General features: G+C 45.2%; 21 protein-coding genes and 1 pseudogene. 9 read left to right on the plus strand and 13 right to left on the minus strand.

Annotated features, from left to right (window positions below):
- Window positions 1–55 precede the first annotated feature (55 nt).
- Complete coding sequence (locus QUA83_RS21015) at window positions 56–793, minus strand: DUF2993 domain-containing protein (protein ID WP_333295575.1); 738 nt, start codon at window positions 791–793, stop codon at window positions 56–58.
- 352 nt (window positions 794–1,145) lie between these two features.
- Here QUA83_RS21015 and QUA83_RS21020 point away from each other — a divergent pair, with 352 nt between their 5' ends.
- The 5 genes from QUA83_RS21020 to QUA83_RS21040 all read left to right on the plus strand — a co-directional run bounded on the left by QUA83_RS21020 (window position 1,146) and on the right by QUA83_RS21040 (window position 5,197).
- Window positions 1,146–2,558 carry a DICT sensory domain-containing protein gene (locus QUA83_RS21020; protein ID WP_333295576.1) on the plus strand — a complete coding sequence of 471 codons (1,413 nt, stop codon included), beginning with the start codon at window positions 1,146–1,148 and terminating at the stop codon, window positions 2,556–2,558.
- Window positions 2,559–2,652: 94 nt separating this feature from the next.
- On the plus strand, window positions 2,653–3,246 hold the full coding sequence (locus QUA83_RS21025) for a pentapeptide repeat-containing protein (protein ID WP_333295578.1): 594 nt from the start codon (window positions 2,653–2,655) through the stop codon (window positions 3,244–3,246).
- A 128-nt stretch (window positions 3,247–3,374) separates the two neighbouring features.
- Window positions 3,375–4,130 carry a DUF2993 domain-containing protein gene (locus tag QUA83_RS21030; protein WP_333260345.1) on the plus strand — a complete coding sequence of 252 codons (756 nt, stop codon included), beginning with the start codon at window positions 3,375–3,377 and terminating at the stop codon, window positions 4,128–4,130.
- Window positions 4,131–4,365: 235 nt separating this feature from the next.
- The gene (locus QUA83_RS21035; RefSeq protein WP_333295579.1) at window positions 4,366–4,656 is read left to right on the plus strand and encodes a DUF1816 domain-containing protein; all 291 of its coding nucleotides are present in this window, start codon (window positions 4,366–4,368) and stop codon (window positions 4,654–4,656) included.
- A 265-nt stretch (window positions 4,657–4,921) separates the two neighbouring features.
- Window positions 4,922–5,197, plus strand: a complete 276-nt coding sequence (locus QUA83_RS21040; protein ID WP_333295581.1) for a DUF1816 domain-containing protein — start codon at window positions 4,922–4,924, stop codon at window positions 5,195–5,197.
- Window positions 5,198–5,359: 162 nt separating this feature from the next.
- Here the strand turns inward: QUA83_RS21040 and QUA83_RS21045 are convergent, their stop codons facing one another.
- Window positions 5,360–6,370 carry a J domain-containing protein gene (locus QUA83_RS21045; protein WP_333295583.1) on the minus strand — a complete coding sequence of 337 codons (1,011 nt, stop codon included), beginning with the start codon at window positions 6,368–6,370 and terminating at the stop codon, window positions 5,360–5,362.
- A gap of 1,026 nt (window positions 6,371–7,396) precedes the next feature.
- On the opposite strand from QUA83_RS21045, the gene QUA83_RS21050 reads away from it, so the two are divergent.
- The gene (locus QUA83_RS21050; protein ID WP_333198941.1) at window positions 7,397–7,600 is read left to right on the plus strand and encodes a hypothetical protein; all 204 of its coding nucleotides are present in this window, start codon (window positions 7,397–7,399) and stop codon (window positions 7,598–7,600) included.
- Between the two features lie 227 nt (window positions 7,601–7,827).
- Here the strand turns inward: QUA83_RS21050 and QUA83_RS21055 are convergent, their stop codons facing one another.
- Window positions 7,828–9,117, minus strand: coding sequence for a glucose-1-phosphate adenylyltransferase (locus tag QUA83_RS21055; protein ID WP_333295585.1), 1,290 nt, complete (start codon window positions 9,115–9,117; stop codon window positions 7,828–7,830).
- Window positions 9,118–9,882: 765 nt separating this feature from the next.
- On the opposite strand from QUA83_RS21055, the gene QUA83_RS21060 reads away from it, so the two are divergent.
- The gene (locus QUA83_RS21060) at window positions 9,883–11,349 is read left to right on the plus strand and encodes a glycoside hydrolase family 13 protein (protein WP_333295587.1); all 1,467 of its coding nucleotides are present in this window, start codon (window positions 9,883–9,885) and stop codon (window positions 11,347–11,349) included.
- Window positions 11,350–11,448: 99 nt separating this feature from the next.
- On the opposite strand, the gene QUA83_RS21065 is transcribed toward QUA83_RS21060, so the two are convergent.
- Both QUA83_RS21065 and QUA83_RS21070 read right to left on the minus strand, forming a co-directional pair.
- Window positions 11,449–11,667, minus strand: coding sequence for a hypothetical protein (locus tag QUA83_RS21065; RefSeq protein WP_333295589.1), 219 nt, complete (start codon window positions 11,665–11,667; stop codon window positions 11,449–11,451).
- A 165-nt stretch (window positions 11,668–11,832) separates the two neighbouring features.
- Window positions 11,833–12,258 carry a DUF2358 domain-containing protein gene (locus QUA83_RS21070; protein WP_333199006.1) on the minus strand — a complete coding sequence of 142 codons (426 nt, stop codon included), beginning with the start codon at window positions 12,256–12,258 and terminating at the stop codon, window positions 11,833–11,835.
- A gap of 58 nt (window positions 12,259–12,316) precedes the next feature.
- Between QUA83_RS21070 and QUA83_RS21075 the strand changes: the two genes are divergently transcribed.
- Window positions 12,317–12,895: a hypothetical protein gene (locus QUA83_RS21075; protein WP_333295591.1), complete on the plus strand. Its 579-nt coding sequence runs from the start codon at window positions 12,317–12,319 to the stop codon at window positions 12,893–12,895.
- Between the two features lie 62 nt (window positions 12,896–12,957).
- Here QUA83_RS21075 and QUA83_RS21080 read toward each other — a convergent pair whose 3' ends face one another.
- The 3 genes from QUA83_RS21080 to QUA83_RS21090 are packed head-to-tail and all read right to left on the minus strand — an operon-like array spanning window position 12,958 to window position 16,013.
- Complete coding sequence (locus QUA83_RS21080; RefSeq protein WP_333295592.1) at window positions 12,958–13,581, minus strand: Eco29kI family restriction endonuclease; 624 nt, start codon at window positions 13,579–13,581, stop codon at window positions 12,958–12,960.
- A gap of 38 nt (window positions 13,582–13,619) precedes the next feature.
- The gene (locus tag QUA83_RS21085; RefSeq protein ID WP_333295593.1) at window positions 13,620–14,810 is read right to left on the minus strand and encodes a DNA cytosine methyltransferase; all 1,191 of its coding nucleotides are present in this window, start codon (window positions 14,808–14,810) and stop codon (window positions 13,620–13,622) included.
- A 36-nt stretch (window positions 14,811–14,846) separates the two neighbouring features.
- The gene (locus QUA83_RS21090; RefSeq protein WP_333295594.1) at window positions 14,847–16,013 is read right to left on the minus strand and encodes a histidinol-phosphate transaminase; all 1,167 of its coding nucleotides are present in this window, start codon (window positions 16,011–16,013) and stop codon (window positions 14,847–14,849) included.
- Window positions 16,014–16,195: 182 nt separating this feature from the next.
- On the opposite strand from QUA83_RS21090, the gene QUA83_RS21095 reads away from it, so the two are divergent.
- Window positions 16,196–16,480, plus strand: a complete 285-nt coding sequence (locus tag QUA83_RS21095) for a WGxxGxxG family protein (protein WP_333295596.1) — start codon at window positions 16,196–16,198, stop codon at window positions 16,478–16,480.
- A 154-nt stretch (window positions 16,481–16,634) separates the two neighbouring features.
- Here the strand turns inward: QUA83_RS21095 and QUA83_RS21100 are convergent, their stop codons facing one another.
- From QUA83_RS21100 to QUA83_RS21120, 5 genes and pseudogenes are all read right to left on the minus strand, one after another.
- Window positions 16,635–17,342 (minus strand): ROK family protein, encoded by a 708-nt coding sequence (locus QUA83_RS21100; RefSeq protein WP_333295598.1) that lies wholly within the window; start codon window positions 17,340–17,342, stop codon window positions 16,635–16,637.
- A 32-nt stretch (window positions 17,343–17,374) separates the two neighbouring features.
- The gene (locus QUA83_RS21105; protein WP_333295599.1) at window positions 17,375–17,524 is read right to left on the minus strand and encodes a hypothetical protein; all 150 of its coding nucleotides are present in this window, start codon (window positions 17,522–17,524) and stop codon (window positions 17,375–17,377) included.
- 103 nt (window positions 17,525–17,627) lie between these two features.
- Complete coding sequence (locus tag QUA83_RS21110) at window positions 17,628–17,783, minus strand: HNH endonuclease (RefSeq protein ID WP_333295600.1); 156 nt, start codon at window positions 17,781–17,783, stop codon at window positions 17,628–17,630.
- Window positions 17,784–18,085: 302 nt separating this feature from the next.
- Entirely contained in the window at window positions 18,086–18,334 is a 249-nt protein-coding gene (locus tag QUA83_RS21115; protein WP_333295604.1) for a group II intron maturase-specific domain-containing protein, read from the minus strand.
- Between the two features lie 84 nt (window positions 18,335–18,418).
- Window positions 18,419–19,132 (minus strand): annotated as a pseudogene (locus tag QUA83_RS21120) (reverse transcriptase domain-containing protein).
- Between the last annotated feature and the right edge of the window lie 825 nt (window positions 19,133–19,957).

Here is a 19,957-nt window from a genome sequence, read left to right on the forward strand (position 1 = left end):
CCAATAGTTGCTGGAATTGAAGAGCTTTTTTGTTGATGACACACCCTACAAGATGCTAACTAGGGAATTGTTCGACTTTCGCTTCAGCTTGCAAAGTCAGCAAACCAGCTTCCACATTTAGCTGCTGAATTCGCAGGGACATTCCCTCAATTTCAAAATTTCGCAAGTTTAAAACTTCCCCAGCTTTGTCCGCCAAAGCTTCAGTTAACTCAGGCGAAAATTCCTTGTTTTCAGGATACTCGACATCCTGAAGAGAAATTGCCCAACCGCCCGCTGCGATCTCAGGTTTTGCTGTAAAATAAATCTTTTCCGTGGAGGCAGTTTCCCGGATCAATACCTCAGCATTTAAAGCGATTTTTGCGGCCAGCAATTGGCACTCAATAGTTTTAACGTCTATTGTCTGCGGTTGTCCCTCAACAGTAACTTTTAAGTTTTTCAGTTTCCTGCTGATGTATTCGGAATTAAAAGCGCGGTTGATATCGCTTTCTGTTAAAACTGCGCGCGCCCCACCGAAGGCAGGGCCGTTCAGTTCTATTTTGCCAAACATAGCGGTGAGGGGATTGACAGCAATATCCTTTATGTGAATTTGCAAATCTTCCACGCGCAAATCTTGTTGCATTACCAACCCTGTGCCCTCAACTGCAACGGCCTCTACTGAACCCTGGGCTAGCTGGATCGGATCGGTGTTAACTGTCACAGACAAAGTTTCGGATTCGTCTAATTTGCTCGCAATAGCAATCTCGGCAACTTTGTCGATCGCCTGTTCCCCTAAACTTCTATTTTGTTGAAGCACGCTCGGAATTCCTAATAATATTGTTTAAAAATAGTAGTTAATACCTAAGTCATTTACCGTCTTCCTCTCGGCAGGTTTCTCGTCTGAAAAAAAACTCAGCCAAAGACAGAGGGTTTCCAGAAAAATACTAAAATTAATCAGATACTCTTCGGAGCACTCTACATTAACCGAAAGCATCCAGGATACAAGCCCCCGAATTTATCCGTGGGGTCAATGCTAAAATCTAAAATCTAAAATCGATTGACTCGGTTGCAAAGCGGTGAAAACTCAAAAACTCGGATTTTTGCCCAAAGTCTTTTCGAGAAGTTCGATCGCCCGCTACAATAAGTAAGAGCCGGCACCGCTTTTTGCAATGAATTCAGAATCAACTCTCGCTAGACTACAAGCTACACTTCCCGACGGAAAACTGCCTTCTAGCTACGGGGTATACTTCAAAAACACCCTAGTAGCCCTATGTCACGCCCTAGAAGACCACATTTTGCAAACCAGTGGCGGGGACAAGAACGAACTCCAACCCTTAGTTTTGGTAACGTTTCAGCAGGGTAAATGGTATTTACAGGAAGCCGATCGCTACCTAGATATTGCTAATGCCTCTCGGCGCGTTGTCATCGGTGCAGTAGCCGACAGCGGTTTCGCTACCCACAAAACCGGGCAATTAGAAAATGTATCTTTAATAAATCTCGATGAGAACGACCCCATAATCCAAGAATGGAATTTAATCATCCTCGCCCCGACATACAAAGCAATGGTGCTTTGTCGCGAACTTTCAGACCAGGAATACTTGCCCGATGGCAAGCCTGAAGTAGATACAGAACGAAAGTTCTACGGTTTGTGGTCGTTTGACCAGTCTTTGGTGTCGGCTGCTGCTGAAATTTTTATAGAACAGACGCGATATTACAACTCTCCTCTGGCAGAGAGTTTGCTGGAAATGTACCACGAAATCCTGGCTACCAAAGGCCCGCCCTTGGCCGACATTAGTGGCGTAGTATCGCGGATAGTCACTTACCTGCAAAGTTCTCAGCAGCAAATGGTAGCAATTAACCGCCAAACCCGCGAGTTGTGGGAATTGGAAGGTCAAGCTTTGCGCGTCAGCCGCAATTTGAACGCTAACAAACTTCAAGCTTTTCTGCGGATGGCCCAGCGCGTGGACGAACGCGATACCTCAAATCCTACAGCGTCTTTGCAGGTGGCGGCTTTGTCGGAAACTTTGGGTCAAATGCTGGATTTGCCGGCTTTGCAGTTGCGGAGGCTGCGACTGGCTGGATTGCTATTTCGAGTAGGCTTAATTTCTGCCCCGAATGAGGTGTTCGATCGCACTCCCGATGCTTTTGACGAAGCAACTTTCTCGTTTTGGCGCGATCGCAGTTTCATCGGTTCCCAACTGCTGCAAGCAATGCCGGAATTAGCACCTGTTGCGGAAATTGTCAAGTACAAACTTGAATATTGGGACGGCAGCGGCAGGCCAGAGGGTTTGCGAGCCGAAGCGATACCTATGACTTCGCGGATTTTGGGGTTGGTCGCTTATTTTCAAGAACTGACTCAACCGCGTGGCGATCGTCCGGCTTTGAGTTTGAGCGAAGCTTTGGAACAGTGCCGCGAACTGTGCGGCACTCGCTTCGATCCGGCTTTGGTGGAAACTCTCAGCAACGTCGTCAGACTGACAGAAATGGGTTTGATGGAGTTACCAACTCGCCCCAGCCAACTGCCTAACGTGTGGTTGGAGGATTTGGGCGATCGAACGACCTCGGCCGCTCCGGCATTATAAAATAACTCGACTGTTGACTGTTGACTGTTGACTGTTGACTGTTGACTGTTGACTGTTAACCAACAACTGACAACCAACAACTGACAACTGACTAATGACTAATGACCTCGAAGCCATACGCAAAGGCAAAATTTTGATGTTGGTCGGCACTGATTTAGCCGGCAAAGACTTAGCGGGAGCGGATCTCGCGGGAGCTAACTTGTCTCAAGCCAACTTGAGTGGAGCTAATCTCGCCGGCGCTAACTTGCAGCGGGCAGTATTGCGAGCCAACCTCCGCGGCGCTGACTTGAGCGGCGCTGACTTGCGAGGCGCAGATTTTCGCAATGCCGATTTGCGGGGAGCTTCCTTCGCTAACGCTTTAGTCCGCGACGCAAGTTTTGGGGGTGCTTTTTTGACGGGGGCATCCATCGGCAATTTGGATTTGAGCGGTGTTGATTTTCGCGGCGCCGATTTGCGGGGCGCTGCTTTGGCTCGGGCAATTTTGCACTCCGCCGATTTGAGCAATGCCAATTTGTCCGGGGCTGATTTGTCGGGAGCTGACTTGGAAGAAGCGATCCTGAATGGAGCCGTATTGCGCGGCGCTAACCTGACGGGGGCTAATTTGCTTTGCGCCATGATCGAACAAACCCTTTGGGACGGAGCGTTGCTCGATCGCGCTTGTCTCCAAGGCACCCCCCTGAGCCCTTAAATTTCAACAATGTTGTTTTGAAGACAGACAAAAAAACAAGATCTGCTTATGAGGTGAATAAGCACAAGCAATTTTTACATTTCTTAATATAGGGTTATAATGGCGACTGTAGATGAGCAAACGAATAAATGGTAGCAGCTTTGTTTAGCGGTACATCCTTTCAAGGTCAAAGTGGCGATCGCCTTGTTAGTAAAGTAGCAGGAGCTGCGATCGCAGCCTTATTCAAGCGTTCTGAAAAGGCCGAAGCCAACATCCGAGTCGAACCAGTAGCCAAACTCTTGCAGGGAAGCATCGACGGTTTCGACTTCGTTGGCAAAGGTATGTTGATGTACAACGGCCTCCGCATAGAAGTGATGGAACTCTACCTGCAAGCAGTCTCAATTGATTTTGGGGCGATTTTTGCAGGTCAAGTGAAATTGCGGCAGCCTACCCAGGCAAATATGCGAGTAGTCTTAAGTCGATCGGATTTAACCACCTCATTCAATACACCTTTTGTAGTTGAAAAACTCCAGAAGCTGAAGTACCAAGAGCAATCTCTGCACTTTCAAAACACTGAAGTCAGCTTCGGAACCGACAAATCAATTCGGCTTCAGTCCGAAATTACCGTAGGCGATGCCAGCGAACCGGTCAAAATAGATATTACTGCTCAATTGCAAGTAGAAGACAGACGCAAAATCCAATTTGTCAGCGTTACTTACGGCGGTGACGAGCAAGCAGTAGACTTGGGCCAAGCTATAATTGCCCACGTAAATAACTTGCTAGACTTAGACAAATTTGCCTTAGAAGGCACTCAACTGCGAGTAGACCGCTGCCGAGTTCAGAACGACGAGCTGGTTTTCTACGGTTGGGCTGGTATCGAACAGTTCCCCAAAGGCAAGCGCTAAACCTCAGCAGGCTGAGGTTTGCCCAGCCATCTAGTTTGGAAAAAGAGCATTTTTTAGTTAGCAAACAACCCGCACCGGCGGGTTTTGCTTTAGATTTTAGATGGGAGGAAAAATCTAAGATCTAAAATTTCGCATCTAAAGTCGATCGAGGCAAAATCAGCACTGAGGTTGATTCGAGCGGACAAATTATTTTGATAGATTTAAATAATAAATTAAACCACCCTCAAGAATAAAGATGCTCGGATTTTATTTATTTTGTATCTACGTCGCAGTCTTGTCCGTGTTTGCCGGGCCGGCCCACCGCCGGTCTGAGAAATGGTGGGTAGAAATTGTCACCGATTTGCCCCACTGTACCTACTATTTTGGCCCCTTCGACACCGACAAAGAAGCTTCCAGCAATATTCCAGGCTACCTCGAAGACTTGGAAAGCGAGGGAGCTAAAAGGGTTAGTATCCGCATCAAACGCTGTCAGCCTTCGCATCTTACCATTTGCGAAGAAGAAGTCTCAGAAACTGTAGCGATTTAAGGATGTTGAGTTTTGAGTTAACTCAAACCTCAACAATAATATAAACACACTCTTCTTCTAGTCCTTACCTTGCGGACTTTGTATGTCTAGCAGTGACTTACAGCCACCCAGCCTAAAACTCTCCTCCATCAAAATGCTGATTTTAGACAGCAGCTACTCTCAAAAATTACCTGCCTCAAATCAGCACTGAGGACGAGCCGATCGCTCTCGTTGCGTTGATAAATTGAGAACAGTAAAAACTACTTAAGTCTTCTCAGAGGTAAATATGTTTGAAATCTCTATGTTGGGTATGTTTTTCACGGCTTTTTGGGTGCTAGCTCAACCTGCTAGCAGCACTCGACGCGACGAATGGTGGGTAGAAGTTGATACAGATTCGCCAAAGCGTACCTATTACTTTGGGCCCTATGACAGCAGACAGGAAGCTTCCGACAACTCGAACGACTACATCCGAGACTTGGAAAACAAAGGATCTAAAAAAATTAGCATCAACATCAAACAAGGTAGCCAACCTACTCAGCTAAGAGCTAGCGAAGAGTCTTGAGAAGGTGGGAAAGTGCAAATTACGGGCGAAGAAAAGTTGACTTATTAACAGGGTATTTTTCAAATGAGATCGCGCTTGCATACAGTAGGGACACAACAATGCTGTGTCCCGATGAAATAGTGAAGAAAGAATCTTATTTGCGTCCGAAAAATGCACGCTTTTTCAAAGCACCATTTGATTGAGATTACTGCGAGGATTAAAAGTACGATTTGCTTGGATTTTCTCGTAGCATTCGCGTTCTACACTGCTAATTTCTTTCGGTGGCACGATCGCAATTTTTACCAACAAATCAGTCCGCTCGTTTTTCTTGGGTTTCGGCCATCCCTTGCCCCGCAACCGCAAAGACTGACCCGAACGAATCCCCGCTGGAAATTTCACAGTGATCATACCTTCAGGCGCCGGCACTTCAATTGAAGCTCCCAACACCGCTTCGTCGGGAGTTATCGGCACTTCGCAGACCAAATTCTCTCCCTCAAATTGGAAGAAAGCGTGAGGCAAAACTTCTAATTTTAGGTACAAATCTCCCTGTTGCTTCGTGTACGGGTCAACTTGACCTTTGCCTTTTATCCGAATTTTACTGCCGGTTTTAACTCCTGCTGGAATCGAAACTTCCCCCGTGGCGACTCGCTTAGAAGTTCCCCGAAATGCTTCCCCCAGAGTCAGGGAAATTGCGACCTCGGTGTCGAGAGAGCTTCCTGCGGAGCGGTTTTCGTACCCCGCGAAATCTTCAAATCCGCCAAAACCTGTGGGCCCGCCGCTGGTGCTGCGGTAGTTGCTGTAATTCCACTTGGCATTGCGTGCATTACCCGGACTACTACCTGCGCGACCTAACAAGGCATTAATAAATTCGTCAAAACTGCCGTACTCGCTGAAGTCAACCCCGCCAAAGTCTACATTCGTACTGCCCCCGCCCGGCCATCCGCCTGGAGTTGTGGCAGCTTGCTTCCAGTATTGACCGTATTGGTCGTATTTTTTGCGTTTTTCAGGGTCTGAGAGCACTTCGTAAGCTTCGTTTACTTCTTTAAAACGAGCTTCGGCTTCTTTGTTGCCGGGGTTCATGTCCGGGTGATATTTGCGGGCTAGTTTGCGGAAAGTTTTTTTAATTTCGTCAGAACTGGCAGTTTTGTTGAGTCCCAAAATAGCGTAATAGTCTTTAAAATCTGTTGCAGCCATTAAGCAATCCCCTCTTTATTAGTTGTTATTTGTTAGTTGTTAGTTGTTAGAAAGAATAAATCCCAAATTAGCCGCAGGATGGCGCATTAGTATAATGCCAGGAGCAGAAGTGCCTGCGGCATCTCATTCAAATTATAGGTTATCAAAGGTTTGGACTCGATCGAGTTCGGTTGTTGCTTGGCGTTCGATCGCAATTTCCGCACTCCACTGCTGTTTAAGATTTTATAGCATTCCGCTCTCTCGTGCAGAAGGGAGCCGGAGCAGCCGCCTCTAGAAATGCTTTTGGCATTCGACAGCAAAAACAATGCTTTCATCACTTAAGAACGTCCTTACCCTATGTGCCGTTGCTATACCTGTGAGCTTGGAGACGGTGAAACTCCTGTGGCGAAAACTTTTGGGGAGTTATGAGGCTTAGGGCTTTCGGGAGGCTGCAGCCCGATTGAGGTGAGGGGGGAAAGCTGCTGCTGTTGCGGGTACGAGCCCAGGAGGGTTGACCGAAAGCATCCAGGATATAAGCCCCCGGATTCATTCGTCCAGAAGTAAAAAACCTGTATCCGATAAACAAGCGCCCGAATTTATCTCGCGCAAGTCAATTCTAAAATCTAAAATATAAAATCTAAAATCGATTGACTGGCGCGGACGATCGCTCTTTTTTTTGTCTTTTTTTCCGGGGCGCGGTGCGATGGCTACGCTCCGGCTTACGCCTACGAACTTCTCGATATGAGCTTAATCACCCATCCAAATCTTAGCAGGTTTTCATCAGCAAGTTCGGTCAAATCAGGTGTCTAAATTTTGACTATATAATACCCTAAATTGCGCCGTTCTTCCACAAAATTTTTAGATATTTTTTATTCACCCCTGATCCGTCCTAATCAAATTTTATTTTTACAACCTCTGAATAGATTTAAATCCCAGTAATATAACATAATTTCTCCCCTGTCTGTTAGCTACATCACACACTTTTATAAAACATTAAGATAGGATAGTAGAGCGATAAGCTTTTAACGCTACTAGGGTGCTAACATTATGAATTATTTGCTAAGTTGGCCTTGTGGCTGCTGCGACGATTGGAAAGATAGTTCCGAGAGTGCTGTGGTACTCAGAAACGGGCAGCGCATTTGTCAGTCGTGCTACCAGCGCAAATACAAGAATCAGAAGCTATTCGCTAGACGCAGGCGATCGGACATATCTGTATCGCGGCAGACAGTAACAGAGACTGTCGCTTATTAATAATGCGCGAGCCTGTGAATAAAGCCAAATGTTTCGACAACCTCGCATCAGCCGTGGGAATTAATAATCAACAAAAAAAAAGAATGAATTTCGTCATCAGTCATCAGTCATCGGTCATTGGTGATCTGTCACTAATTTCATTATTTATCATCAGTCACTTGAAAAGCAGGTAACAGATTTTAACTTAAAAAACTAATGACTGACGACTAATGACTAATGACTAATAACTAAATGATAGTTCCATCAGGAATCGTGGCATTTTTCAGGACTACGATAATGCCGCTGCGGATGTAAAAACCTTGGTTTTCGCGGTTTGCTTCTTCCACTCGGTCTTTATTAATTATTTGAACATTGCGGCCAATGCGGGCATTTTTATCCACAATCGCGCGGCGAATTGTAGTATCTGCACCGATACCGAGGGCGACGCCGCCGCTGTCCAAACTCGAATGCCTTTCGGCGTCGGGTTCGTAGAAGTCAGCACCCATCACCAGGGTGTCTTGAATCGTACATCCAGCTTCAATGCGCGATCGAACTCCTAACACAGAATGGTCGATCCGGCACTGTTTGAGAATGCAGCCTTCAGCAATAATCGATTCAGTCACGTGAGTATCTAAAAGCTTAGTCGGCGGCAAGAAACGCGGGCGAGTATAAATCGGCGCATTTTCATCGTAGAAACTGAAAGGCGGCTGAGGCTGTTTTGTCAGAGCCAAGTTAGCCTCGTAAAAAGCCTCAATGGTTCCGATATCTTCCCAATAATCGTCAAACAAATAAGCTTGAACGTTGTGGTCTTTTGCATTATTCGGAATAATCTCTTTACCAAAATCAGTTTGGTTGGGAGATTCTTTCAGAAGTTTAATCAGAACTTCTTTTTTGAAGACGTAAATCCCCATCGAAGCAATGTAAGGACTTTCCTGAGCCTGCTGCGCTGTCAGTCCCAGTTTAGTAGTATCCACCTGCATTTGTTTGAGCGCATCGCCTTTTGGCTTTTCGCTGAAAGAAACAATGCGGCCGCTGTCGTCGATTTTCATCAAACCAAAATCCGACGCCCGCTTCTCGTCCATTGGCAAAACCGAGAGGGTGATATCGGCGTTGGTTTCGCGGTGTCTCTGCACAAACTTCTGGTAGTCCATGCGATAGAGGTGATCACCCGAAAGAATCAAGTATTCGTCAACGTCCCACTCTTCTAGCAGCCAGAGATATTGGCGAACTGCGTCGGCTGTCCCTTGAAACCAGTTGGGGTTTTCCTGAGTTTGCTGGGCGGCGAGCACCTCGGCAAATCCGTCGGTGAAGCCGGAAAACTGGTAGGTGCGAGCGATGTGACGGTTGAGGGATGCCGAGTTGAATTGGGTGAGGACGTAGATTTTGACTATTTCCGAGTTGATGCAGTTGCTGACAGGAATATCGATGAGGCGATATTTGCCTGCGAGGGGAACTGCGGGTTTGGCTCGCAATTTGGTTAGGGGGTAAAGGCGGGTGCCTACACCGCCACCGAGGATGATGGCTAAAACTTTTTTCAAGGAACTTTCTCCCTAGGGTCGATTAACTCTCCAAGTACAGTGTCGGATGGTGAGGGCTTCTTGACAAGGGGGGGGAGCAAGGAAGTTTTGAGTTTTGAGTTTTGAGTTGAGTCGCTTACACAGAAACCGGGTTGTTTAATCCAAATACTTCTTCAAACCCTCAATAAGAGTTAAAAAACCCGGTTGAGAAGAGTTGGAGTGTGTCTTGGGCTGGAGTTATGGCTTTTGAGTTGTGAGTTAAAATACCGCTCTATAAATAATGGATATTTAAAAAAGTTGGCAGTGGTGAGTTAAAAGACCCTTCAATAAATAAGGGCAGTTTAACAAAAGAATAAGGTTCGGGGTTTTGGCTGTTAATTACAAGTTTTTTGGGTAAATTCCCCGTTTTGGCAATTTCTCGATCGAGGCTCATGGCGCTGTTGTTCTTTTTCAAGGCCGGTCGAGCGCGCCGCCACGGGCGCTGACACTCTGTATGGGCCCTTCCTCGCGCTGTGGTTCTGCTTGAGTTTGATCGGTTTTTTTTGCGACTGTTTCTGTTATCTGAGTTTGTCCGACTCCACAGCACTCAGGAAGCGCCGCCCGTCGGGACGATAAATTTCTTCTAGGTAGAGTCAGTTTTCAATCTTAGATTGACTGCAAATTTGTGTAATTTTTTACATTTTGTCGATCGACAAAATGGGATAAAATGTCTATTCTCTACCAAAAGTTAGATCCCCTAGAAACCTCTGCTACTGTAGCCTAAGCCGTAAAAGCTAGAAAAAGTGTATGCAAATTCAAACGCCGGACTGGGTTAAAAACGCGGTATTCTACCAAATATTCCCCGATCGCTTCGCCAAAAGCAAACAGCCTCGCAAACGCATGCTGCAAAACTTCATGTGGGAAGAATGGCACGCAATCCCCACCCTGCAAGGCTACAAAGGCGGCGACTTGTGGGGCGTGATGGAACAGCTAGACTACTTGCAAGACTTAGGCATTAACGCAATTTATTTCACCCCCATATTTCAGTCGGCTAGCAATCACCGCTACCACACCCACGACTACTATCAAGTCGATCCGATGTTGGGTGGCAATCCGGCTTTTAAAGAGCTTCTAGACGCAGCTCACGATCGCAATATCAAAGTTGTCCTCGACGGCGTATTCAACCACGCCAGCCGCGGCTTTTTCTTCTTTCACGATATCCTCGAAAACGGCCCCGGTTCTCCTTGGCTTGATTGGTTTAAAATTGAAGGCTGGCCGCTATCCGCTTACGACGGCAATTTTCCTGCTAATTATGCCGGTTGGGATGGGAATCGAGCTCTTCCTGTATTCAATCACGAGAATCCAGAAGTGCGAGAATACATCATGGAAATCGCCGAATATTGGATTAAATTCGGCGTCGATGGCTGGCGGCTGGACGTTCCTTTTGAAATTAAAACTCCGGGATTTTGGCAAGAATTTCGAGACAGAGTTAAAGCAGTTAATCCCGAAGCTTACATTGTGGGCGAAGTTTGGGAAGATGCGAGAGAATGGCTCGACGGTACTCAATTTGACGGGGTAATGAATTATCTTTTTGCTGCACCGACTATTGCTTTTGCAGCGGGGGACAGGGTAGATTTAACTCAAATTGAAGGCCGTGCTTACCATCCCTATCCGCCGCTTTTTGCTAAAGAGTACGGCGACAAAATTCAGCAGGTTTTGGAACTGTACCCCTGGCCAATACAGCTAACTCAACTTAATTTGTTGGCCAGTCACGATACTGCGAGGTTGTTAACAATTGCAGGAGGCGATAAAGCTAGTGTCGAACTCGCAACTTTGCTGCTGTTAACTTTTCCCGGAGCTCCTAGCATTTACTATGGCGATGAAGTTGGTTTGCCCGGTGCTCTCGATCCCGATTCTCGCCGCAGTTTTCCCTTACAAGCTCGCTGGGAACTTGATGTTTTAGATTATCACAAGCAGTTGATAGCTTTGCGGCACAAATACGCTGCCCTCCGCACTGGTTCGTACCAAGTTCTGTTTGCTGAAGGAACGGTTTACGTTTTTGCCAGAATTTTGGGGGATGAGGAAATAGTTGTTGCTGTCAATGTCGCGACAGAAGAAGCTAATATTAGCTTTGAGCCAGCTAATATTAAATCTCCTCACGATAAATTGCTGTTTGGGAAAGGCGAGTTTGTTTGGAAAGGTGAGGGGGAAACTCGCCTTTTAGAATTGATGCTGCCGGCGCGATCGGGATTGATTTTAGGTTCGGATAATTAGTTCAGCAATTACGCAAGTGTCACGATCCAATCGACTTGTAGGGTGCGTTAGACCGAGTTATGGACGGATGATAAATGGTTGGGGATCTGACCCACTTTACTAATTGTGACACTTGCGTAATTTCTCTAGTTTAAAATGTAAGTGCGCCCATAAGCACCCTAATAAATTTAGAGATGCCGCAAGTTTGATTATGCTGCAAGCAATGCTGGTATAAGGTGCCGGAGTTTGCAATAAATCTAACAAACCAGCCGCTTCAATAACAGTCACGAGTGTTTTGAAAAAGTCTGCATTGGCGGCAGTCTGGAAAATATCAGCCATGATATTTTTCAGGAGTGCAAATAGCAGAAAATCAATCTGAGGCGACAATCATTTTAGCAATTTACAAATAGCAGAACATGAATCGGAGGGATGATGATTATTTTAGCCATTATAAGTTAATTCGGTTGCCGGCCCTGATGGCTCGGCGCGATCGACCTTTTTGGCTTATACTTGGGTCGCCTCCTCTCCCTTGCGGAAAAACTGCTTTAAAATCTCTCCGGGCTCTCTGTCCCAGGTGTCGATATGTTCGTAAATTAAGCCGTCTTTATCCAGTTTATAAGTAGAGTAGCCGTTAAAAAAAATCCGAGCTTTCCAGGGAACCCGCAGCGTCCCGCGAACAGTCCAATTTGCCACAATAGTATCAGGGGCTGTCTGACCTACGTCGTGCAGGTCGAAGTAAATCTCGTTAAAAAATAGCTGCCCGTGAAATCGCAGAGTCCAAAAGATAATGCGATAGTTAATTTTTCCTTTAAATTTGTTAACAGGGTCTTGAAAATAAACATCTTTTGTGTAGATGTCGTAGGAGATGTCTTTCTCAAAAAGCGTCGGGAGATCCGCTTTCAGGGTGTCTACTGCTTGTTCTACCTGCATTTGATATTCGATCGCGCTCAAACTACCACCTTGTGACAGTATTAATTTATAACTTTAAATGAATAATCTCGATCGGCAGCGGGAGGAGAAAAAAATTGATACTTCAACCAGCTCTAATCTTACCTCTAATTATATTGTCCGCCTCGGCCTTTCTGCTGACCCGGACTTGCGAAATCGAAACCTTGGCACAGATTTGACAGAACACCCCCACTCCTCTGAAATTCTCGCAGAAATCCACAGCGGCAAGCTGTTGATGGTAGATAGCCGTCGCCGGAACGGCCTAATTTTGATTAAACATTTCCACGCGGAGTTTGCCGGGCCTGGGGCTGCCGTTGGGGGCGCTTTTGATGTTGAATCTCAGCAGGCGATTCCCGTGGGCGATTTTTGTTTGGTTTGCCCTCAATCTCCCGAAGAAATACAGAAAGCTTTTGGAATTCGGCGGCAGTGGGTGCGGTTAATGGAACAGTTAACGGCAAAGCCTGCAGCCTTGGAACGCGCACAAATGGTTTTAACTCAGTTTGAACAATATTTGGATTCGGAAACGGTGGCACAAATTCCCGATGAAGCTTTGGCACTTTTAGTAGGCGTATTTCCCCAAACCATTCGGGCGGCGCGACAAGAAAATGATCGAGGATGAAAATATTTTATCTATTTCCCAATTCTAGCCTGTGGCTGCAACCTATCAAATCAGGTGCTAAATTAAGGACACCCTAACTCTTCTATCATCCGCTGACAATGCTGTGTTATACTAACCGACAAAGCATCCATATCGAGCGGAGTATTCCCTACAGGAAGCTTGGTGGCAAAAGTGCGACCGAGGTGCAATCTATCCCATACAGAACGTTTTTGCCCTGCTCGCCCACTTCCAGGGTCATGTATCCCGAATCCCGATATTTCTCTATTCCAAACAGGGCTGAAGTGACGGATCAACACTGCTTCTCCCCATGAAACTAAATCGATTTCCATCGGCGCGACTTTGAAGGCAAAATCCTCAATTTTGAGGTTGTCTACAGCTTCGATAGATTTTCTATGCTCTGACAAGCGTCCGTAAAGAGTGTTGCCAATAGTTGTACGCCCCGTCCGACGACCGCCCGGAGCTGCTTTACCTACATAGATTGGCAGACAGCATTTACTCACGTTTGCCTGTTTAATAAGGTTATACATTGAGAAGTCGCCCTGGTAGTACAGCAAATATACTCCGCAATATTGGATCAAATCCTCCCTGACACAATCGAGTTCCTGAAGATTATAACAATTTTGCCGGCCACAGAAAGCGATTAAGTTTTCTTGTAAATCTGGCGGGACTCTAAATACTTCGAGCATGGAGTAAATTCTCAAATCTAAAATCTCAAATTCATTGACTACACTCTCGCTGTTCTAACTGTCTCCAGCCGCAATCTAATGCTAGAGGCAATAACTTCTGCCAAAGCGACTGGTACAGCATTCCCCAACTGCTTCATAGTTTCTGTCCAACTGTGAGGAAAGAAGTATTCGTCAGGGAAAGTTTGCAGTCTAGCAGCTTCGCGAAGCGTAAAGTAACGCACCTGTCCCGTGGGCTCAACTAACATATTTTCTCCTCCAGGGACCCCGTGAACTCCTGCTTTTAAAGTTTTAGCTGGTTCATCTAACAAGCTGCCTGTATGCCCTGGATACTTTCTAGCTCCTGGTATAAAAATGTGATTTAGTACGCTGTTTTGGCTCTCTTTATTGCCTTCTTGTGGTAAGTCCGAAATGGCATCCCGCACAGTGCGCCAAGGCTGTTTTTGAGGGGGAAACAAGTTGAACTGAAGATTGAATATGCGCGAGGAAAGCTTGCTAGGTATGTCTGGACGAGCACTTTTAGAGATTTGATGGCGCTCCCAATAATTGCCAGTCACCCATTGCTCCCAATGCAAGGCTTCCTGAGAACAAGTCGGTTCAGGAAAAGACCACTCTAATCCTAAATCCGATCGAAAACCTACAATAAAAACCCTTTCGCGCTTTTGGGGAATGCCGTAGTCTGCAGCGTTGAGTAAGCGAAACACTACACGGTATGATAGTCCGTCACCGCGACCGGCGGTATGATGCTGTTCTAAGCGGGACAGGTGATGTGGCCAATCCTCATCCAGTCTTTGTACAACTTCTGGATAAGTGAGTTGTAGGACAATATACTCAAAATATTTAGTGAAGGAGGAACGCAATAAACCTTTAACATTTTCGATAACAAATGCCTTGGGTTTGAGTTCTCGCACGGCCCGAAAAAAGTGCGGAAACATATTTCGATCGTCCTCACTCCCGCAGTGTTTTCCTCCTACAGAAAAAGGCTGACACGGCGGCCCTCCTGTTAGGAGGTCTACCCCTTCTTTGAGTTCTAGGGATGTAAAATCGAATTTAGCGATATCTGTCTCAAAAACAGACCAGTTTGAAACCGCTTTTACACCCCGCCGCTGATTTTCTCGAATTGTCTCGCAGGCATTTTTGTCCAGCTCGATCACTGCTTTGTGACAAAAGCCTGCTTTTGATACGCCTATTGCTAAGCCTCCTGCTCCGCTGAATAGTTCTACAGAGTTCATTATTAGCATTGTATTGAGCAACGGTGGATATTAATTTTAATCTAAAATCGCTGCGATTCGATCAACTGTTCGCTGATTTTCCTCCGGGCTACCCACCGTAATTCGCAAACCTCCGCCAGTATGCCTAATTAAAGTACCTCCCTCTTTTAGCTGCTGCATGATTTGTTTGTGTTCCTGTTCGGCAGATTCGCCCTCGCCGGCTTTCACCCGCAGGTAAACGAAGTTAGCCGCACTCGGCCAAACTTGCAATTTTTGATGCTGAGTTAGCGCTGCAATTAATTTGGTTCTTTCTGATAGAGTTTCGGGAATGGTTGCTAGCAATAACTGCCGCTGCGCTAGGGCTAACTCGGCTGCAGTTTGCGAGAAACTGGGAAGGTTGTAGGGGAGACGGATTTTTTCTAAGGTGGCTGTGAGTTCGGGATGGGCGATCGCATATCCGACTCTCATTGAGGCTAGTCGAAATGCTTTGGAAAATGTGCGTAAAATTATCCAATTCGGGTGCTGGTGCAATTGGTCTGCTAAAGTATTTTGGCTGAATTCAAAATAGGCTTCGTCAATTACTACTAATATCTCTTCTGGTAAAGTTGACAACCATTCTATTTCATCGGTTGTCAAAGCATTGGCTGTGGGGGAATTGGGATGAACGACAAAGACGGCGCGCACGGGGGGATTTTGATTTTGGACGAGAGCCCTTTTAGCCACCTCGATATCGATTTCAAAAGTCTCCTCTTTTCGCTGAACACTCACAACCGGAATACCGAGGGTTTGGGCGATTATTCCATACATCGAAAAGGTGGGATTTGCTACGAAAATAGAGCCTTGACCACCTAAACAAGTAGCTATTAAGAGCGATCGAATTAGTTCGTCGGAACCGTTGCCCACAGAAATATTGTCGGCTGTAATGGCGGTTTTTGGCAGTGTAACCCCCCCTAGCGGGGGGATTGTGATTGATTCATTGACGTATTGGGCGATCGCCTCTTTGAGCGCTGCGTGGCCTCCGTCGGGATAGCGATTTGTCTCAATTAACTGCTGGTAAGTCCAAGCTAGCTTTTTTTTTAATTCTTCTGGCAAGTCGTAGGGGCATTCATTGGTATCGAGGCGATCGATCGCACTTTCCGAGTGCGCTGATTCTCCTGATGTGCCGCCCGGATGGGGAGTGTATGCGGTAAGTTCGGCTAAATCTTTTCGGATAAAGGGAAGCATGGTATAGTTTACGACTTTTTATTTTAGATAATCTGCTTAGAAGCATCTGAACTTAGCATAGAGCTTGTTCTATCTCGAAAGCAAGAGGAGACGGGGATTTAGTTTCTGTCGATCGATTGATGCCGGGGGCGCGCCCAATTGATTATTCTTAGAAAGTAACTGCTAATATGTGGAAACCAAGTATGAAAGTCAAGCCTTCCGATATATCTAAAAATACCGTCGCTACCGTCATAGCTTTAAGTTTAGCTGTTCTCCCTTCAGCTATGCCTGCCTCAGCTCAAACCGAGTCAGCTCCGGCCCAGAACAATACTGATTCTAATGGAGTCGTTCTCGACAGAACTCCCTTTCAAGAAAGCAAAAACGACAACAATCATTGGGGTGCTTTGGGTTTGTTGGGCATCCTCGGTTTGGCCAATCTGTTTCGCAAGGATGAACCCAAACGCTACCGCGATCCGATGGGCGAATAATTTTTTAAACGACCATCGCCAAAGCCAAAAACCAAATAAACCGTCGTGGATTCAGAAACCGGGTTTTTTACCGAAAGACTGGATTATTGCCTTTAATTCGAGCAAAAAATCCGGTTTCTTTGATCTTGATGGGGATTTTTGCCACCAAGTTTACTCAATCACGCCACAAAGCAATCCCGCCCAATAAACCGCTCACATTTGGTACTATTTTAACCTGTGGCGGTAACTCAAAAGCAATCTTTTTAGTATTGCCGCCGCCGATGTAAATGCGATCGCAGTTAAAGAGATTTTGCACAGAGGTGAGCGCTTTTTCCAGACGGCGATTCCATCTTTTGGAACCCACTGCATCTAATGCCGATCGCCCTAATTGCTGTTCGTAACTTTCCCCTTTACGAAAAGGGTGATGTCCTAACTCTAGATTTGGCACCAAGATACCATCGACAAATAAGGCCGAACCGAAACCGGTGCCAAGGGTAATTACTAATTCTACCCCCGTCCCAGCAATTGCTCCCAATCCTTGAATATCGGCATCGTTAGCCACTCGCACAGGTTTTCCCAAGCGATCTTTGAGAGTAGTTTGTAAGTCAAAATCTATCCAAGACGGATCTAAATTCACTGCGGTTTTGATGACGCCTAGACGCACGACGCCGGGAAAACCGACGGATACTCGGTCAAATTCCCCTTGTCCGCTGGCTAAAGAGGCGATCGCCTCTAGTACGGGTTCGGGTTTCGGCGGTTGAGGCGTTTCTAAACGGCTGCGTTCCGTTTGGGGTTCGCCTTCATTGTCCAACACCATAACTTTGATGCCACTTCCGCCAATGTCAACGGCTAAGGTGCGAGTCGATCGATCTTGTTCAGTCATTTGATTGTTAAGACTTGAAAGTTGGTCAAATTTTAATTTTTGAATTGGCAAAAATTTTGAATCGCTTCCCACATTTCCGCTAGGAAAGTTCCCACAGAATGATCATCTTCTAATTCGATTAATTGCACCCAGGGACGGTTAGCGGCAAAATTTCTGCTAGCTGTTAGAGTCGATAGGGGCATTTCTACACCTACCTCTACTTCAGAACCCGACGTGAAACTTTCGCATCCTCATCCGGCTCCTTGATATCTTCACCCTTGTTATGGGTACAATTCAAAACGGGTTTTAATCATGGTTCTTTTGGAGGGAACCGTGTTTTTCCGTTTTTGTGTCGTGACAGTGTTTCTGTAGAATTTTGAGGTTTTTAAATTTATCCTTGCCACCTAGGGAGGTGGGTTGGATATGGTCAAATTCTACAATGTCTGTAGGTGTAAAGTACAAACCACAGTGGATACATTTACCTTTTTGGTCCTTAATGAGTATTGCTACTCTTCTTGGTATTTCAGGGTATTATCCACGTCGTTTACTCCAGTAAATCCACTCACCATCATAGGGTGTTGAATCGCCTTTTACTTTTACGTGCCTTACGCTATTCATTGTTGCATATTGGACTCATTCAAAACCTATTTCTGTGCTAACACACCAATTTCGTTCGCCTACTGTTCGCCAGTATTTGTCTTTGTTGATGTTACTTTTTTTCGTCGTTTTGCCCCTCCTCTTAGCTTGTGATCAGCAAGATTATCTCATTTTTGGAAGATTTTCTTACTTACTAATGCTGAGTAATAGTCTGACCATCCCCGGATGATTGGATTTAACCTCTTAATTAAGACAGATTGAGGGGAGTTTTTATAGCAATCTATTACTTCAGCTATTTTTACGAGATGAGCCGGGATTTTGGGTTGGGACGAGGTGATTATTGTCTTTAAACCTAGTGACTTTCCCTGTGTACTTTTGTTGGCATCTCTATAGTTACCTACCGGATACTGTTGTATATGGAATACTCAACACTCAAACCCGACATTTTCCTTGTATTTGTTGAAAATGTGGGTTAATTTTGTTTTATTGGGTCTCCACTCTCAGCCAATATCACTCAACCAGTCGGCAATGATATTTTGAGAGGTGAGTATTACGTCAATGTCTTTGTACATTATCACAAAATCATCGTCGTATCGGATTAAACTTAGGGAACATTGTTTCTTTTTTTTATTGATTCGTAAGTACCCTTTTGTTAGCGTTTCCGCATATTGCTTAATCCGTTCTTCCCTTCCGTCTAGGGCCATGTTAGCCAGCAGCGGGGAAATGACCCCTCCGTATGGCTTACCTTCCATGGTAGGAAAAAATTTACCTTAGTCTAACACCCCACTTTTAAACCACGACTTAATTTGTTTTCGGAGTCGTGGATAAGTATTTATTTTGTCAAGTAACGCTTTGTGATTAATGCGGTCAAAGGATTTGGCAATATCAGCATATAGCACATATTTGGCTTTATATCTGATACTGTTAAAGATTGCTCCTATCGGATCGCGACATGACCTACCTGGTGGAAAACCATATGAGTTTGGCTCAAATGAGACCTCCCATTCTGGCTCAAGCGCTGCTTTTACAACTGCTTGTAAGGCGCGGTCGTACATTGTGGGTATGCCTAATAGTCTTGACTCATTAGTTCCTGGTTTTGGAATCATTACCCGACGTGTCGGTTGTGATTTACCAGTTGTTTTGAGCTGATTTACTAGCTTAATTCGTTGCTTCGGGGTTAGTAATTTAATACCATCCACTCCGGCTGTACGCACGCCAGTATTGTCTTGTGTAACCCGTCGTACCGCAGGCTTGGCTTTCAAGTATTCTTTCTATGCGGATTTTAACATCATTTCTATTTCTTCTGTTGTCACCACCCCTTTTTTCGCTACGCTGTGGATATCGTTCTCTAACACTTCTTGGATTATAGCTCTTGCTAGCCGTTTCCTATAGGTTCTTCTTTTTCTGACCAACTCCAACTCTTCACTAATTGGCTTGACACATTTTTCATATTTAAACTGTCGTCTGTTGATTTCTCAAAATACGAACTTCTCTCCCCAAGGTAAATCTTTGACTAGGTATCGATGATTTTGATGTAAATATGACTTTTTTTTGCACAACTGGATAGTTACTTTTTTACCGATTCGTTACCATGTAAAATTATTTCAATTCTTTTATGCAGGCGAGATATAATTAATTTTATTGCCTCTATATTAAACAGCTTTGTTAAAATATTTATCTACTTTTTCGTTCTCATAGCTGTTCAATCCACCTAACCCCTATAGCTGTGGCTTATACTTAATAAATGAGCTTTCTCTGTCTATACCGGTAATCACTATACCAACTATTTGGCTATCTTCCTTGGTATTTAGTTCCTGGCTTAGCTATTAATTTAGCATATTAAATAAGGAAAGTCCACAACTATTTATGCTTGTAACTCATTGTCAGAGTTAGGATTTTTCCTAGCTATAGATGTAGGGCTTTTTTTATAAAAACTCTGAATTAATACCAAGTTAATCAGGATTACTGTAGTTTAGACTAAAAAATCAGTGCAGCTAAAAGTAGCAGCCTTTTAGCAGAAGGCAAGCTGTTGCTCAAAA

The organism is Microcoleus sp. K1-B1 (assembly GCF_036704705.1).
Taxonomy (GTDB): domain Bacteria; phylum Cyanobacteriota; class Cyanobacteriia; order Cyanobacteriales; family Microcoleaceae; genus Microcoleus.

Bases quoted from the DNA above. Each gene is read 5' to 3' on its own strand.
- QUA83_RS21020 (WP_333295576.1), top strand. From the start codon at position 1,146: ATGAATTCAGAATCAACTCTCGCTAGACTACAAGCTACACTTCCCGAC.
- QUA83_RS21025 (WP_333295578.1), top strand. From the start codon at position 2,653: ATGACTAATGACCTCGAAGCCATACGCAAAGGCAAAATTTTGATGTTG.
- QUA83_RS21030 (WP_333260345.1), top strand. From the start codon at position 3,375: ATGGTAGCAGCTTTGTTTAGCGGTACATCCTTTCAAGGTCAAAGTGGC.
- QUA83_RS21035 (WP_333295579.1), top strand. From the start codon at position 4,366: ATGCTCGGATTTTATTTATTTTGTATCTACGTCGCAGTCTTGTCCGTG.
- QUA83_RS21040 (WP_333295581.1), top strand. From the start codon at position 4,922: ATGTTTGAAATCTCTATGTTGGGTATGTTTTTCACGGCTTTTTGGGTG.
- QUA83_RS21045 (WP_333295583.1), bottom strand. From the start codon at position 6,370: ATGGCTGCAACAGATTTTAAAGACTATTACGCTATTTTGGGACTCAAC.
- QUA83_RS21050 (WP_333198941.1), top strand. From the start codon at position 7,397: ATGAATTATTTGCTAAGTTGGCCTTGTGGCTGCTGCGACGATTGGAAA.
- QUA83_RS21060 (WP_333295587.1), top strand. From the start codon at position 9,883: ATGCAAATTCAAACGCCGGACTGGGTTAAAAACGCGGTATTCTACCAA.
- QUA83_RS21065 (WP_333295589.1), bottom strand. From the start codon at position 11,667: ATGGCTGATATTTTCCAGACTGCCGCCAATGCAGACTTTTTCAAAACA.
- QUA83_RS21070 (WP_333199006.1), bottom strand. From the start codon at position 12,258: ATGCAGGTAGAACAAGCAGTAGACACCCTGAAAGCGGATCTCCCGACG.
- QUA83_RS21075 (WP_333295591.1), top strand. From the start codon at position 12,317: ATGAATAATCTCGATCGGCAGCGGGAGGAGAAAAAAATTGATACTTCA.
- QUA83_RS21080 (WP_333295592.1), bottom strand. From the start codon at position 13,581: ATGCTCGAAGTATTTAGAGTCCCGCCAGATTTACAAGAAAACTTAATC.
- QUA83_RS21085 (WP_333295593.1), bottom strand. From the start codon at position 14,810: ATGAACTCTGTAGAACTATTCAGCGGAGCAGGAGGCTTAGCAATAGGC.
- QUA83_RS21090 (WP_333295594.1), bottom strand. From the start codon at position 16,013: ATGCTTCCCTTTATCCGAAAAGATTTAGCCGAACTTACCGCATACACT.
- QUA83_RS21095 (WP_333295596.1), top strand. From the start codon at position 16,196: ATGAAAGTCAAGCCTTCCGATATATCTAAAAATACCGTCGCTACCGTC.
- QUA83_RS21100 (WP_333295598.1), bottom strand. From the start codon at position 17,342: ATGACTGAACAAGATCGATCGACTCGCACCTTAGCCGTTGACATTGGC.
- QUA83_RS21105 (WP_333295599.1), bottom strand. From the start codon at position 17,524: ATGCCCCTATCGACTCTAACAGCTAGCAGAAATTTTGCCGCTAACCGT.